The sequence below is a fragment of the Burkholderia sp. AU31624 genome (genome assembly GCF_020420065.1).
Lineage (GTDB): Bacteria > Pseudomonadota > Gammaproteobacteria > Burkholderiales > Burkholderiaceae > Burkholderia.
Genome location: NZ_JAIZRT010000002.1, coordinates 677,419 through 691,362 on the forward strand (window position 1 = coordinate 677,419; position 13,944 = coordinate 691,362).

The window sequence follows — 13,944 nt, forward strand, 5'->3', positions numbered from 1 at the left end:
TGCGCGGAAGGCGGATTTGTCGCGGCTCCTCCGGGCGCGCGATGCATGCGATGTCGGAGGGAGGGCGTGTCGTTGCTGGTACATCTGATCGGGCCGGGCGGCGCCGGCAAGACCACGGTCGGGGCGATCGTCGCGGCGCGCCTGAATTGGCGGTTCGTCGACGTGGATCAATGCTTCCTGGCCGCGCACGGGAACATCGCCGATTTCATCCGGGACCGCGGCTATGCCGCGTACGCGTCGCACAACGTTCGGCTGTACGAGCAACTCAAGCGCAGTACTTCGGTGCCCACGATCTGCGCGGTTTCGTCCGGTTTCATGCTGTATCCGGACGATGTCGCGCCGGCCTATCCCGCGCTTCGCCATTGCATCGAGGCGGACCGGTTCACCGCGCTCCTGTTGCCTTCGTTCGATCTCGAACGCTGCGCGAAACTGATCGTGGGCCGGCAAATGTCTCGGCCCTATCTGAATGCGAATGACGCCGACGAGATGCGCAAGATCCGCGATCGGTTCCCCGCGTTCATGCGCCTGAACTGCAGGCGGTTTGCGAGCGACGGCCCACCCGAACACGTGGCGGCCGACATCGAACGCTATATCGTGGCGTCGATGCCGTCGAGTGAAGGCCGTCCGGATCCGGTCGCGAGCGGGCGGCTGATCCCGGTGCTTCGGCGACGGACCTGAAACTCCCGCTCCGTCACGCCTTCGGCAGCTTCGCGACGTTCCGCGCGAGCAGTTCCTCGATATCGATGCCCTTCTCCGCCAGCAGCGCGGTGACGACACCGTTCAGTTCGCCGAGCGTCTCCTTGACCGCTTCCCGGATCGTATCGACGACCACCTGCGTGCTGCGCTCGATCTCGATGTTGACCGTGTCGTTGACGCCTTTCGCATCGAAGGTCGTCGCGCGCCGCGTTTCGGGAATCAGCCAGACATCGAACCAGCCTTCGTCGCGGTTGACGTCGGACACCGTCAGGCTGCAGCCGTTGATCGCGATATAGCCCTTCGCGAACACATACCGCTTGAACGCCTCCGGCACGCCGATGCGCACCATCCGGTTGTGTTCGGACACCGCGATGTGCCGGATGGTCCCGGTGAAATCGACGTGGCCGGACAGCGGATGCCCGCCGATCTCCGCGCCATCCTTCGCGGCCCGCTCCACGTTGATGTGCGCGCCCGTCGTGAGATCGGCCAGCGTCGTGATCCGCAGGCTCGGCAGCATCACGTCGAAGTCGATCAGCTCCGGCGAATGGATGGTCGTCACCGTCAGGCAGACGCCGTCGACCGACACGCTGGCGCCGATCTCGATGTCGTCGGTAAAGCGCTCCGGGAATTCGATGCTGAAGGTTCTCAGTTCCCCGTGATCCTTGATGGCCTTGATGACGCCAACACCCTGAACAATGCCTGTAAACATGATCTGCCTTTCGTCGCAAATTGCCTAGCCGGTATGATAAGTGATCCGGAGAGGGGGCGTCGGGGGCCGGATGGGTCGGCGTCGCCTGACGGACGGCGGCGTGTCATTCTCTAGCGCTCGCTGGAATACGGCACGAAGCCGCGGCGAGCGATTGCGAGGGTCGGCAGAAAAGAACGAGAAAAGGGGTATGTCGAACAATATGCGGAAAATCTACGTGACCGCGTGGCTGGTGACCATCAGCCTGATAATCGTCGACGTGATCTGGGCATGCCGCGTCGATTTCCGGATTGCGAAGGGCAGTCTGGTGCAAAGCGCCCAAGTGCTGTCCGCTGTCCTCGCCGTCACCGTCGCGTCCGGGCTCGCATCGCGCCCATCATACAAAGTGCCGGCCAGAAAGGCGTTCTACGAGAATGTCGCGCAATCGATCCAGTGGATCGCGTTGATGTCGGTATTCATGCATGCCGGCGCGCTCCTTCAGTATCTGGCTGTAGCAACCGATCTGCCGCTCGTGAGTGATGCGCTGGTATCGATCGATGCCGCGCTCGGATTTCACTGGCTGCAAACGTATGGATGGGTGATGGCAAATCCGGGTTGGCATGCCGTGCTCCAATTCGCGTATGCATCCGGCAGTGTCCAGCTTCTTGCGATCCCGATCATCCTTACGCTGACGTCGAACTCGGAAGACTACGCCGAGTTTGCGGTGCAATTTATCGTCGCAGTCATCGTGTCGATCCTGATTGCTGCCTGGCTGCCGGCCGAGAGTGCGTTTCTCCACTTCGACGTTCGCGATCCCGGAACGATTTCCACCGTATCGGACTTCGCGCCGTTGCGAAGCGGAGTCGTCCGGGAGCTGGCATTCGCGTCGTCCCAGGGGCTCATTTCCTTTCCGTCGCTTCACACGATCCTTGCGTTGTGCTTCGCGTATTCGCTGCGGCATGTGCGCTTCGTCTTCCCGGTCGGCATCGTGCTGAACGGCATGATGATCGTGTCGACGCCGACGCAGGGCGGCCATTACCTGTGCGATGTGTTGTCGGGGATCGTGATCGGCGTACTGCTGATTTATCTCGTTCGCAAGTGGTTTGCCAGCCAGCGTACGGTGGAACGCGTGGCGCCCCGCAACGAAGCCGATGACGGACGCACCGGACTGGTGAATTCCTGACGATCGCATCGATGTCCCGTGCAGCGCATCCGGGCGCGCGGTGGCGGTGTGCCGCGCGCCCGGATGCGCTGGGGTTTCCGTCAAGCCTCCGCCGGCTCCCCCAGCGGGCCGGCGTCACCGTTCACCATGCGTCGCGGCGTCTCGATCAAGCCCTTCGCCAGTTCCAGCGCCTGCCGCTCGAACAACCGGCGATAGATGCCGCCTTCGATCCGGATCAGCGCGTCGTGGCTGCCTTCCTCGATCACCTTGCCGCGATCGAGCACCAGCAGCCGGTCGAGCGCGCGCACGGTCGACAGCCGGTGCGCGACCACGAGCGTCGTGCGGCCGACCATCAGCCGCTCCATCGCCTGCTGGATCAGCAGCTCGCTTTCGCTGTCGAGGCTCGACGTGGCTTCGTCGAGGATCAGGATCGGCGCATCGGCGAGGAACGCGCGTGCGATCGCGACCCGCTGGCGTTCGCCGCCCGACAGCTTGATCCCGCGTTCGCCGACGAGCGTGTCATAGCCGTCCGGCAGCGTGGCGATGAAGTCGTGCGCGCTGGCGAGCCGCGCGGCGCGCTCGATGTCGGCCCGGCTTGCATCGGGGCGCGCATACGCGATGTTCTCGGCCAGCGTGCGGTGGAACAGCACGGGCTCCTGCTGGACGATCGCGATCTGGCTGCGCAGCGAATCCTGCCTGACCTGCGCGATGTCCTGGCCGTCGATCGTGATGCGGCCGCCCGACACGTCGTACAGGCGCTGGATCAGCTTGATGAACGTCGTCTTGCCTGATCCCGAGTGGCCGACGAGGCCCACGCGCTCGCCCGGCGCGATGCGCATCGAGAAGTCGTCGTACAGCGGCACCGGATGGTTGCCGTAGCGGAACGTCACGTGCTCGAAGCGGATCTCGCCTTGCCCGATCCGGATCGCCGGCGCGCCGGGACGATCGTCGATGCCGAGCGGCTGGCGTTCGAGCGCGACGAGTTCCTCCATGTCGTTCACCGAGCGCTGCAGGTTGCGGATGTGCATGCCGACGTCGCGCAGGTAGCCCTGCAGCATGAAGAACATCGTCAGCGCGAACGCGATGTCGCCGACGCTCGCTTCATCGTTCACCCACAGCCGCAGCGCGACGCCGATCATCGCGGCCTGCATCGCGACGAGCATCGCGCCCTGCAACCCGCCGTTGAGCGTGCCGCGCACCCACGTGCGGCGCGTGCGTTGCCGCCACTTGCCGATCACGCGCGCGAGCCGCGCTTCCTCGCGGGTTTCCGCGCCGAACGCCTTGACGACCGCGTTGCAGCTTACGGCATCGGCGAGCGCGCCGCCCATGCGCGTGTCCCACAGGTTGCCGAGCCGCGCGGCGGGCGCGACGATGCCGAGCGACACGGCCACCGTCACCGTGATGTACAGCAGCGAACCCGCGCCGACGACGAGCCCCATCACGGGCCAGTGCGTGCCGAGCAGCACGGTGGCGCCGACCAGCATCGTGACCGACGGCAGCAACGCGATCAGCACGGTGTCGTTCAGCAGGTCGAGCGCCCAGATGCCGCGCGTGATCTTGCGCACGGTCGAGCCCGCGAAGCTGTTCGCGTGCCAGTCGGTCGAGAAGCGCTGCACGCGATGGAACGACGCGGCCGCGATCTCGCTCATCATCTTCAACGTGAGCGTGATGATGTTCAGGTAGACGCCTTGCCGCAGCACCGTCGCGCCGAGCCCGAGCGCCGCGAGCGTGCCGAACGCGACGAGGGCCGCATGCCACGCGGCGGCGCGGTCGGTCAGGCCGGTCGACAGCGCGTCGACGAGGCGGCCCGCGAACAGCGGCGTGAGCACGTCGGCGAGCGCGGCGAGCAGGGCCAGGCTCGCGACCGTGGCGGTGCGCGCCGGCTGCTTGCGCCAGTAGCGGAAGGTAAAGCCGAAGACGGCCTGGAATGCCTGGCCGCCCAGATGGGAGGTTTTTCTGGTCATTTATCGTTGCCCGGCGCATCGCGCGACGGGACTTTCCGGTTCGGAGAACATCGAAAACGCAACAGCCGGACCGCGCGAACATCGCGGGCGGAAAAACGAAACGGGCTGTCGGGAAACGGCGGCTGACGGGTTAGCGGAAAACTCGGGAGCCGGCGCGAACGGCGGGCTGGATCAGCCGCGCCGTGGGACCACGTTCGGGAAGGTGGCTGGCATTCGGAACATCTGCACCTCCCCTGAAGTGAACGGTTGAAAGGACGCCGAAAAGACGTGAAAAGATTCTATCAGCAGTGAAGGGCGCGCCGCAACGTCTGACGAATGCGGCGTGGCAGCGTCGATACGGTTAATATTCCAGGTTTCGGCCCTTCTTTTGCGGCCTTTCCGCAGTGCGGCAGCCGGCACGCGCGTCGATTGCAACTTCGGCGTCTGCGGCGCGCGCCGCCGCGGCCCTCGCAGATTCACCACGATACATTCCTGAGGAAACGATGAGCGACGTTCAGCAAGGCATCCTGACCCCGATCGATTCGGCGGCCCGATACCTCACTTTCACGATGTCGAATGACGGCAATGTGGCGGCGGCGCTGGCCGCGCTGCGCGAGATCGTCGACGGACGCGACACGGTGGTCGGGTTCGGGCATGCGCTGGCGGCGTACCTTGGGCGCCCGGTGCCGGGCCTGACCGAATTCCCGGCGTTCGCGGTGAAGGACCGCACGCTGCCGGCGACGCCGGCCGACGTGTGGGTCTGGCTGCGCGGCGACGATCGCGGCGAGCTCGTGCTGCGCGCACGGGCGATCGAACGCGCGCTGGCGCCGGCGTTTGCGTTGCAGGATGCGGTCGACGGCTTCCGCTATTCGAACGATCGCGACCTGTCCGGCTACGAGGACGGCACGGAGAACCCGGAGGGCGACGACGCGGTGGCCGCGGCGATCGTGACGGGGCAGGGTGCCGGGCTCGACGGGGCGAGCTTCGTCGCGGTCCAGCAATGGCTGCACGACTTCGACCAGATGGAACGCATTCCGTCGGGCGACATGGACAACATCGTCGGGCGCCGCCGCTCGGACAACGAGGAACTCGACGACGCGCCCGAATTCGCGCACGTGAAGCGCACCGCGCAGGAAAGCTTCGAGCCCGAGGCGTTCATGCTGCGCCGTTCGTCGCCGTGGTCGGACGCGCGTCGCGCGGGCCTCTACTTCGTCGCGTTCGGCTGCTCGTTCCGCGCGTTCGACGTGCAGATGCGCCGGATGAGCGGCGCGGATGACGGGATCGTCGACGGCCTGTTTCGCTTCACGCGGCCGCTGACGGGCGCGTATTTCTGGTGCCCGCCGCTGAAGGACGGCAAGCTCGACCTGTCCGCGCTCGGTCTGTAAGCGCCTGACGGGTTCGACGAAACGGGGGGCCGCGCATCGTGCGCGGCCCCCCGTTTCTTTTTGCGCGGCGATCGTGCGCCGTGTGCTTTCGTGCGTGGCGTGTCAGTTCAACGTCGTGTCGATCCGCGTGCCGCGCTTGATGAACTGCGTGACCGGCGTTTTCTCGCAGATTTCGGCGAGGCGCTGGCGTTGCGCTTCATCGAGCGGGCCGTCGAGCGTCACGACGCGGCGCACGTATTGCGTGCCGTCGCGATCGGCATGCAGCTCGGTGCGCACGTCGATGCGCGTGGCCGGCCACGTCTTGCGCTGCATGTACATCCGCAGCGTCGCGGCCGTGCATTGCGCGAGGCCGGCCAGCACGAACTCGTACGGCGCCGGCCCGCGATCCTGGCCGCCTTCGCGGGGCCCTTCGTCGCCGGTCAACGCGTGCGTGCCGGCCTGCAGCTGGACGACGTAGTCGGGCGCATCGGCGTCGAGGACGGCGGCGGCATGGATGAGCGACATGGCAAGTCTCCGGTCAGCGGAAAGAGGGAAAGGGAAGCGGGTGCCGCGTGGCGGCGCGCAGCTGCCAGCATACCGCCCCGATCGGGTCGGCGTACGCCGCGCGGCTAGGCGTCGGTGACGCTGGCGCTGCTGCGCACGAGCGCGGCGATACGTTCGCGTACCCACCGGTGCGCGCGATCGGCGTCGCGCGATTCGTGCCAGTACGCGAGGAGCGGGAACGGCTTGAGCCGCAACGGCAGCGGCCGCACGACGATCGGCAGCAGCGCGGCCATCCGCAACGCATAGGTGTGCGGCAGCGTGACCAGCAGGTTGCCGGTCGCGGCGATCTGGCAGGCGGCGAAATAGTGCTGGCAGGTGAGCCGGATATCGCGGAAACGGCCGTCGTTGCCGAGCAGCACGTCGAGCGATTGCGGCTCGCCGAGCGAAGACACCGAGACATGCTGCGCCGCGAAATAGTCGCCGCGCCGCAGCGGTTCGTGCGCAAGCGGATGATCGTAGCGCAGCGCGACGACGAGCGAATCGTCGAGCAGGTGTTCGGTGGCGATGCGCGGGCCGGTCGGCACGCGGCGATCGACGGCGAGATCGAGATTGCCCGATGCGAGTTCGCGCTCGATGTCGGCCACCGCGATGCGGCGGCTCACGAGCCGCAGGCCCGGCGCTTCGTCGGCGAACGCGGCGACGATCCGCGGCAGCGCGATCGATTCCAGCACGTCGCGAATGCCGACCGCGATGCTCAGGTCGAGCGTCGCGGGATCGAATGCCGACGGCGCGCGCGCGGTGCCTTGCAGGCCCTTCAGGTGCAACTGCACGTCCGCGATGATCGTGCGCGTGCGTTCGGTTGCGACGACGCGGTTGCCCTGCCGCACGAACAGCGGATCGTCGAAATGCGCGCGCAGCCGGTTGAGCGCATGCGTGACGGCCGGCTGCGTGAGGTGCAGCGCGCGGGCGGCCGCGCCGATGCCACCATGCACGTAGACGGCGTCGAGCACGCGAAACAGGTTCAGGTCGAGACGGTGATCGGCGGGCACGGGGCGCGGGTGGCGTGGTGAAGGGTGGACCGATTCTAAAGGATGCGCAGGCAACGGATACGGCGAGCTTCCTGCGTGGCGATCGATGGCACGGGATACGAATCGATATCGTTTGAGCCGATATTCGGTTGTGCATTTATCCGGATATCCGACGCAATAAGTCGCAATGAAAATGCGCGGATTGCGCTGCATGCAATCGTAATAATGAGCAATATCGGCCCGGGCAATTCCACACGGGGCCGCCGGCAAACCGTGACAGCCTGTAGTAATCCGCCATCATGCTGTCCACGTCGGCCATTTCGCGCCAAAGGCGCGACCCGTTCGGCTAAGATGCCGTCGCTTCATATTTCGGGATAGCCGTCCTGTCGCACGCATTCAAACCAAATATAAGCCTGACAGTTCGACGGTATTAGAAGAAGTCGAACAAGTCGGGGGCTTGGCCAGTGAATGCAGCAGATCAGAGATGGGTCGTTATCTATTTGAGTACGGGATTTTCGTTGGCCCAGGCCGCGCGTCTTGGCGAGGCTTTCAACCTGGCGAATCGCCTGCACGCATACAGTGCTGACTACCAGTTGAAGTACGTATCCGAAAGCGGGGGACTGGTGCAGTCGTCCTCCGGCGTGAGCATCGCGGCCGATCCGCTCGGTGACGAGCACGGCCGCCGCGCGCTCGCGTTCTTTCATCTTCACGGTGACCGCGCGGTCGTCAACTGGGACGACGCATTGCAGCGTCGCCTCGCCGACATTCGCCGTCATGCGCGCTGGATCGTCGACGGGATGGACCTGCCCACGCTCGCGGCCATGCAGCGTCCGTCGGCGGCGCTCGACGGGCGGCCCGGCCGGGGCGGGCGACGGGTCGCCGCGACGGTCGAGCTGCAGGCCGGCGAAACCGACGTGTTCGCCGCCGTGCTCGACCTGTTCCGCGTCGAGCTCGGCGACATTGCCGCGCAGGAGATCGCCAGCAACCTGCTGCGGCCGGTCGAGCAGCGCTATGCACAGTCGATGTGGGCCTTTCGCGAGCTGAGCGCGAGCCCGTCGATCCGGATGTCGGCGCAGCGGCTGCGCGCGCAGAGCGTGAACCGCATCTCGATCGCGAACGCGGCCCAGGCCGCCGCGATGAGCGAGCGCAACTTCCTGCGGCGCTTCAAGAAGGAAATCGGCGTGACGCCGACCGAATTCGTCCAGCACGTGCGGCTCGAGCGCGCTTGCCACATGCTGGTCCACACGACGCTGCCGGCCGACAAGGTCGCGCGCCGCACCGGGTTCGGCAGCGGCGAGCGGCTCGCGAAGCTGTTTCGCCAGCGCATGTTGATGTCGCCGACCGAATTTCGCGTCTCCGAGCGCGAAAGGATCCTCACCCGTGGCGCGAGGCCGGCCGATGCGGGCGAGGGCGCCGGCGACGGCACCGAGGGGCATCGCGCCGCGTGACAGGCCATGCGGGAGAAAATCGGGCGGATACCCGTAGAATCGTCCTGTCCCGATCTCGAGCCCCGGTTTCCATGTCCTTCCTCCCCACCACCGCCACCGCCCCGTTCTGCCCGTCGGAAGTCAAGGGCAGCATCACGATCGATGCCGGCGCGCCGCGCTGGCAGAAGCTCAAGCGCTTCTTCGGCCCCGGCCTGCTGGTCGCGATCGGCTACATGGATCCCGGCAACTGGGCGACCGACATCCAGGCCGGCTCGCAGTTCGGCTATTCGCTGCTGTGGGTCGTCGCGTTCTCGAGCCTCGCGGCGATCTTCCTGCAGATGCTCGCGGCGCGGCTCGGCCTCGTCGCCGGCAGGGATCTCGCGCAGGCCAGCTACGACCGCTATGGCCGGTTCGGCCGCATCGTGCAGTGGGTGACCGCCGAAGTGTCGATCATCGCGTGCGACATCGCGGAAGTCCTCGGCTGCGCGCTCGCGTTCAAGCTGCTGCTCGGCGTGCCGCTCGCGTGGGGGATCGTGCTGACCGCGCTCGACACGGTGATCGTGCTCGGCCTGCAGGGCAAGGGGTTCCGGCAGATCGAGGCGATCGTGCTCGCGCTGATCGCGACGATGGCGTTCTGCTTCGTCGCGCAGGTCGCGATCACGCCGCCCGACTGGCACGCGGTGGTCGGCGGGCTGGTGCCGGGCGATCCGGGCCACGACCGCAAGGACGCGATCGTGCTCGCGCTCGGCATCGTCGGCGCGACGATCATGCCGCACAACCTGTACCTGCATTCGTCGGTCGTGCAGACGCGGCACGTGGTCGGCGGCGCGCGCGGGATGATCCGCGACACGCTCGCGCTGGTGCGCATCGATACCTGCGTGTCGCTGTTCGTCGCGATGCTCGTCAACGCGGCGATCCTGATCGTCGCGGGCGCGGCCTTCCATGCGACGGGCCAGCACAACGTGACCGACATCGAGCAGGCCTACAATCTGATTACGCCGATCGCCGGCGGCGCGGCGGCACTGCTGTTCGGCATCGCGCTGCTCGCGTCGGGGCAGAGCTCGACGCTGACCGGCACGATCGCCGGCCAGGTGATCATGGACGGCTTCCTGCATACGAAGATCCCGTGCTACCAGCGCCGGCTGATCACGCGCGGGCTCGCGCTCGTGCCGGCGCTGATCGGTGTGCTGTGGCTTGGCGACAGCTCGGTGGGGCAGCTGCTCGTATGGAGCCAGGTGCTGCTGAGCCTGCAGCTGCCGTTCGCGATGTGGCCGCTGATCCGCTCGGTCAGCGATCGCAACACGATGGGCGAGCACACGATCGGGCGCGGGATGCAGATTGCCGCGTGGGCGCTGTTCGCCGTCATCACCGGCACGAACCTGCTGCTGATTACCGGTGTCGCGGGCTGATACAGCCTGACACAGGCTGACACAGCCGCGCGGCGCGCATGCGGTAAACTGCGGCCTTTCGATCGTCGTCCGAAGTCCGTTATGTGGAGTGAAATCAGCAACATCGGCGATGCCGCGCTGACCTTGCCGATCGCGCTGACCTGCGCGGCATGGTTCGCGCTCACCGACTGGCGCCTCGCCGTCCGGTGGGGCGTGCTGCTCGCCGCCGGCATGGGCCTCGTCGGCGCCACCAAGATCCTGTATGCCGGGTGCGGCATCGAGCTGCCGCAATTCGATTTCCGCGTGATCAGCGGCCATACGATGCTGTCGACGTCCGTGTGGACCGTCGCGCTGTCGATGCTGTGGCAGGCATTCCGGCCGGGCAAGGCGCCCGGCATCGCGGCCGGGCTGGCCGTCGGCGCGATCACGGCCGTCGCGCGCGTGTTCGATCATTCGCATACCGTGCCGGAGGTAATTGTCGGCTGGATGCTCGGCGCGCTGGTCGCGCTGGTGTTCCTGCGCGGCTACGACAGCGCGCGGCAGCGTGCCTTCTCGCCGCGCGTCGCGGCCGCCTGCCTGCTGCTCGTGTCGGGCATCGCGTACGGGCACCGCGCGCCGTTCCAGCAGATGATCGACACCCATTCGCCGCAACTCTGCGCGTTCGTGCGCGCGCCGTCGGGCGACGGATTCTGACGCTAGCCGGTCGCGGCGCCCCGGCGCCGCTTTCTTGCCGCCGGCATTCGCCCGGCGGTTGCACGATTTCACACCGCTCATCTTCCCGAGTGCTTTCGCGTCCGCGCGGAACGCCGCGCTTCGTCATTGCCTGAATCCACGATCCGCCCGGTCTGCATGATCCGCGTGTGCCACCGGCCCGCGCCTGTGCGCCGGCACGCTAAGGTCATGAACAAAGCCTATGACTGGGCATAACGATTATTCATTTCATCGATTGGCGGCATTCGCGTACGCTGGCTGTCGTTCAACCGGGGCAGGCTGCCCGGCGCGTCCGGCACGCGTCAGGTTCATGTCGATATACTCGTCGAAACCGTGCGGCGCCTCGTGATGTCGAGGCACGGTCGACCGGCCCGCGTTGGCCGGAACAGGCACGGCCCACCCGTCGCGGCAGCGTTCCGCGACGACGATTCACGATAGGAGCAGGTCACATGACAGTCGTTTCTTCGCGCCTTGCCGGCAAGTGCGCATACATCACGGGCGCCGCGGGCGGCCTCGGCCGCGCGATCGCGCGCCGGATGGTCGAGCAGGGCGCGCGCGTGTTCGTGACCGACATCGCCGACGCGGCGGTGCTCGACGCGTTCGCGCAGGAACTCAACGCGGGCCATGCGACGCCGGTCGCGTTCGCCGCGACGCAGGACGTGCGCGACGAAGCGCGCTGGCAGGCGCTGCTCGCGCAGGCGGTCGACGCGATGGGCGGGCTGTCGGTGCTCGTCAACAACGCGGGCGTCGGTTCGATCGGCTCGCCCGCGCAGATCGAGCTGGACGAATGGCGGCGCGTGATGGCGATCAACGTCGAGAGCATCGTGCTCGGCTGCAAGCATGCGCTGTCGTATCTGGCTGAGAGCCATCCCGCGTCGATCATCAACATCTCGTCGGTCGCCGCGTTCAAGGTCGAGCCGGATTTCACCGCGTACAACGCGTCGAAGGCGGCGGTCGCGTCGCTGACGAAGTCGGTCGCGATCGACTGCGCGCGCCGCGAGATCGACGTGCGCTGCAACTCGATTCACCCGGCGTTCATCCGCACGGGGATCGTCGAGCCGCTGTTCCAGTCGCTCGGCGAACGCGACGCGACGCGCAAGCTCGCGCGCGGCATTCCGCTGCGCCGGCTCGGCGAGCCCGACGACGTCGCGCACGCGGCCGTGTATCTCGCGTCCGACGAGAGCCGCTTCGTGACGGCCGCCGAACTCGTGATCGACGGCGGCATGTGCGCGGTCTGACGCGCATCCCGAACCACTACGACCGGAGGAGAACATCGTGTCCACACCCGTGAACCGCCAACTGCTGCTGAAGACGCGCCCGGAAGGGCGGGTCGGCCGCGAACACTTTTCGCTCGTCGAGACGCCGGTGCCGGCGCTCGCGGACGGCGAGGTGCTCGTGCGCGTGCTGTATCTGTCGATGGACCCGACCAACCGCGTGTGGATGAGCGACGTGCCGCAGTACCTGCCGCCCGTCGCGATCGGCGAGGTGATGCGCGCGCTCGGCATCGGGCGCGTGGTGGCGTCGCGCAACGCGGGGTTCGCGGAAGGCGATCTCGTGCAGGGGCTCGTCGGCTGGCAGGATTACGCGGTCGTGCCGGCCGACCAGGCCGCGCAGCTCGTGAAGCTGCCCGCGGCGTCGGGCCTGCCGCTGCCGACGCTGCTCGGCGCGTGCGGGATGAGCGGGCTGACCGCGTACTACGGGCTGACCGATATCGCGCCGGTGCAGCCGGGCGAGACGCTCGTGGTATCGGCGGCGGCCGGCTCGGTCGGCTCGATCGCCGGGCAGATCGGCAAGATCCACGGCGCACGCGTGGTCGGCATCGCGGGCGGCGCGGACAAGTGCCGCTACCTGACCGAGACGCTCGGCTTCGACGCGGCCGTCGACTACAAGGCCGACGATTTCCGTCAGCAACTGAAGGCGGCGACGCCGGACGGCGTGCACGTGAACTTCGAAAATGTCGGCGGCGAGGTGATGCGCGCGGTGCTGTCGCGAATGGTGATCGGCGGCCGCGTCGCGCTGTGCGGCGTGATCTCGAACTACAACAGCGGGCGCGCGGCGGACGACGTCGGCGTGCTGATCTCGAAGCGGCTGACGATGCGCGGCTTCCTGATCCTCGACTATCGCAAGAGCCGTGAAGCCGTGCAGACGCTCGCGGGCTGGCTGCGCGACGGCCGGCTCAAGGCCGAGGAGACGGTTGCGGACGGTCTCGAGAATGCGCCCGACGTGCTGAATCGCCTGTTCGACGGCGACCATCGCGGCAAGCTCGTGCTGCGCGTCGATCCCGGCGCCTGACCGGCCCGCCGTGCAGCGTGCGATGCCGTTCGTACGCTGCCGCGAGCGGGTGCCGAACGCGGTGCGTTCGAACGGCCGGGCTTTAGTTTCGGACTAGTCCCATATCTTGTCCGGACGTCTCTCCCTAAAGTGATTGCCAGCAGACAGGCGGCGTGACCGACGCGTCACGCCGCCTTTTTTCTGGTCACGCGGAAGAGGAGAGGGAGCATGCGAAACGACGCGAAGCGGGCGGCATCGGTGGCGATGCGCAATCGAACGGTGCGGTGTGTCGGTGCCGTACGGCAGATCGCAATCGGGCTTGGCGTGGCGTTCGCGATGTCGAATGCGGTGGCGGCCGGGCATGCCGCGTCGGACGGCATCGTACGGTTCACGGGGGCGCTCGTCGATCTCTACGACGTGACGCTCGACGCACCGTCGGGCGAGGTGGTCGAAGGACGAGCGGTGGCGAACGGCGGGGCGGCGGCAACACTGCGATTCGATGCCCATGGCCGGCGTTTGCCGGGCGCCCAGGTGGCGCTGGTCGGGCCCGACGGTGCGCCGTTCTCGCCCGATGTCGCTTCGCGCGTGCGTGCAACGTGGCGCGATGCGCACGGCGATCGAAGCGTGCCGCTGGTGTCGGGCCGCAAGTATCGCGTCGGTCCGTATGGCGGCGTGATGTCGCTGGCGGCGGATGAAGCAACGGGCGCCGAGGCGCCCGTCGTGATCCGCATTCGCCATCCGTGACGGCGCGTGCCGGCAGGTGCG

General features: G+C 67.2%; 13 protein-coding genes and 1 pseudogene. 10 read left to right on the forward strand and 4 right to left on the reverse strand.

Translation table 11 applies throughout. The annotated features are described in order from the left end of the window. The first annotated feature begins 66 nt into the window (after window positions 1-66). Complete coding sequence (locus tag LGM89_RS08340; RefSeq protein WP_226272827.1) at window positions 67-678, forward strand: shikimate kinase; 612 nt, start codon at window positions 67-69, stop codon at window positions 676-678. A 13-nt stretch (window positions 679-691) separates the two neighbouring features. On the opposite strand, the gene LGM89_RS08345 is transcribed toward LGM89_RS08340, so the two are convergent. After that, window positions 692-1,405, reverse strand: a complete 714-nt coding sequence (locus LGM89_RS08345) for a riboflavin synthase subunit alpha (protein WP_089497455.1) — start codon at window positions 1,403-1,405, stop codon at window positions 692-694. A gap of 187 nt (window positions 1,406-1,592) precedes the next feature. Between LGM89_RS08345 and LGM89_RS08350 the strand changes: the two genes are divergently transcribed. Further along, the gene (locus LGM89_RS08350; protein WP_226272828.1) at window positions 1,593-2,564 is read left to right on the forward strand and encodes a phosphatase PAP2 family protein; all 972 of its coding nucleotides are present in this window, start codon (window positions 1,593-1,595) and stop codon (window positions 2,562-2,564) included. Window positions 2,565-2,644: 80 nt separating this feature from the next. Here LGM89_RS08350 and LGM89_RS08355 read toward each other — a convergent pair whose 3' ends face one another. Next, window positions 2,645-4,507, reverse strand: a complete 1,863-nt coding sequence (locus tag LGM89_RS08355) for an ABC transporter ATP-binding protein (RefSeq protein ID WP_089497453.1) — start codon at window positions 4,505-4,507, stop codon at window positions 2,645-2,647. A gap of 482 nt (window positions 4,508-4,989) precedes the next feature. Between LGM89_RS08355 and LGM89_RS08360 the strand changes: the two genes are divergently transcribed. Continuing rightward, window positions 4,990-5,871: a Dyp-type peroxidase gene (locus LGM89_RS08360; RefSeq protein WP_226204169.1), complete on the forward strand. Its 882-nt coding sequence runs from the start codon at window positions 4,990-4,992 to the stop codon at window positions 5,869-5,871. 102 nt (window positions 5,872-5,973) lie between these two features. Here LGM89_RS08360 and LGM89_RS08365 read toward each other — a convergent pair whose 3' ends face one another. Then, window positions 5,974-6,375, reverse strand: coding sequence for an OsmC family protein (locus LGM89_RS08365; protein WP_226272829.1), 402 nt, complete (start codon window positions 6,373-6,375; stop codon window positions 5,974-5,976). 104 nt (window positions 6,376-6,479) lie between these two features. Next, window positions 6,480-7,403, reverse strand: coding sequence for a LysR family transcriptional regulator (locus tag LGM89_RS08370; RefSeq protein ID WP_226272830.1), 924 nt, complete (start codon window positions 7,401-7,403; stop codon window positions 6,480-6,482). 497 nt (window positions 7,404-7,900) lie between these two features. Between LGM89_RS08370 and LGM89_RS08375 the strand changes: the two genes are divergently transcribed. From LGM89_RS08375 to LGM89_RS08400, 7 genes and pseudogenes are all read left to right on the forward strand, one after another. Then, window positions 7,901-8,830: a helix-turn-helix domain-containing protein gene (locus tag LGM89_RS08375; protein ID WP_089474389.1), complete on the forward strand. Its 930-nt coding sequence runs from the start codon at window positions 7,901-7,903 to the stop codon at window positions 8,828-8,830. Between the two features lie 12 nt (window positions 8,831-8,842). After that, window positions 8,843-8,950: pseudogene (locus LGM89_RS37365) on the forward strand (AraC family transcriptional regulator); the annotation flags it as partial. After that, a complete protein-coding gene (locus LGM89_RS08380) occupies window positions 8,902-10,218 on the forward strand; it encodes an Nramp family divalent metal transporter (protein WP_226272831.1) in 1,317 nt (438 codons plus the stop codon). The pseudogene LGM89_RS37365 and the gene LGM89_RS08380, both read left to right, overlap by 49 nt. Before the next feature lie 81 nt (window positions 10,219-10,299). Next, complete coding sequence (locus LGM89_RS08385) at window positions 10,300-10,890, forward strand: phosphatase PAP2 family protein (RefSeq protein WP_089497447.1); 591 nt, start codon at window positions 10,300-10,302, stop codon at window positions 10,888-10,890. Between the two features lie 467 nt (window positions 10,891-11,357). Further along, window positions 11,358-12,146 carry an SDR family oxidoreductase gene (locus LGM89_RS08390; RefSeq protein WP_059521513.1) on the forward strand — a complete coding sequence of 263 codons (789 nt, stop codon included), beginning with the start codon at window positions 11,358-11,360 and terminating at the stop codon, window positions 12,144-12,146. Between the two features lie 37 nt (window positions 12,147-12,183). Then, on the forward strand, window positions 12,184-13,200 hold the full coding sequence (locus LGM89_RS08395; RefSeq protein ID WP_089432337.1) for an NADP-dependent oxidoreductase: 1,017 nt from the start codon (window positions 12,184-12,186) through the stop codon (window positions 13,198-13,200). A 207-nt stretch (window positions 13,201-13,407) separates the two neighbouring features. Further along, entirely contained in the window at window positions 13,408-13,923 is a 516-nt protein-coding gene (locus LGM89_RS08400; protein ID WP_226272832.1) for a thioesterase, read from the forward strand. Window positions 13,924-13,944 lie beyond the last annotated feature (21 nt).

What these genes read in the sequence shown, in the direction of transcription:
- LGM89_RS08345 (WP_089497455.1), bottom strand. Translation starts at nt 1,405, where the DNA reads ATGTTTACAGGCATTGTTCAGGGTGTTGGCGTCATCAAGGCCATCAAG.
- LGM89_RS08350 (WP_226272828.1), top strand. Translation starts at nt 1,593, where the DNA reads ATGTCGAACAATATGCGGAAAATCTACGTGACCGCGTGGCTGGTGACC.
- LGM89_RS08355 (WP_089497453.1), bottom strand. Translation starts at nt 4,507, where the DNA reads ATGACCAGAAAAACCTCCCATCTGGGCGGCCAGGCATTCCAGGCCGTC.
- LGM89_RS08360 (WP_226204169.1), top strand. Translation starts at nt 4,990, where the DNA reads ATGAGCGACGTTCAGCAAGGCATCCTGACCCCGATCGATTCGGCGGCC.
- LGM89_RS08365 (WP_226272829.1), bottom strand. Translation starts at nt 6,375, where the DNA reads ATGTCGCTCATCCATGCCGCCGCCGTCCTCGACGCCGATGCGCCCGAC.
- LGM89_RS08380 (WP_226272831.1), top strand. Translation starts at nt 8,902, where the DNA reads ATGTCCTTCCTCCCCACCACCGCCACCGCCCCGTTCTGCCCGTCGGAA.
- LGM89_RS08385 (WP_089497447.1), top strand. Translation starts at nt 10,300, where the DNA reads ATGTGGAGTGAAATCAGCAACATCGGCGATGCCGCGCTGACCTTGCCG.
- LGM89_RS08390 (WP_059521513.1), top strand. Translation starts at nt 11,358, where the DNA reads ATGACAGTCGTTTCTTCGCGCCTTGCCGGCAAGTGCGCATACATCACG.
- LGM89_RS08400 (WP_226272832.1), top strand. Translation starts at nt 13,408, where the DNA reads ATGCGAAACGACGCGAAGCGGGCGGCATCGGTGGCGATGCGCAATCGA.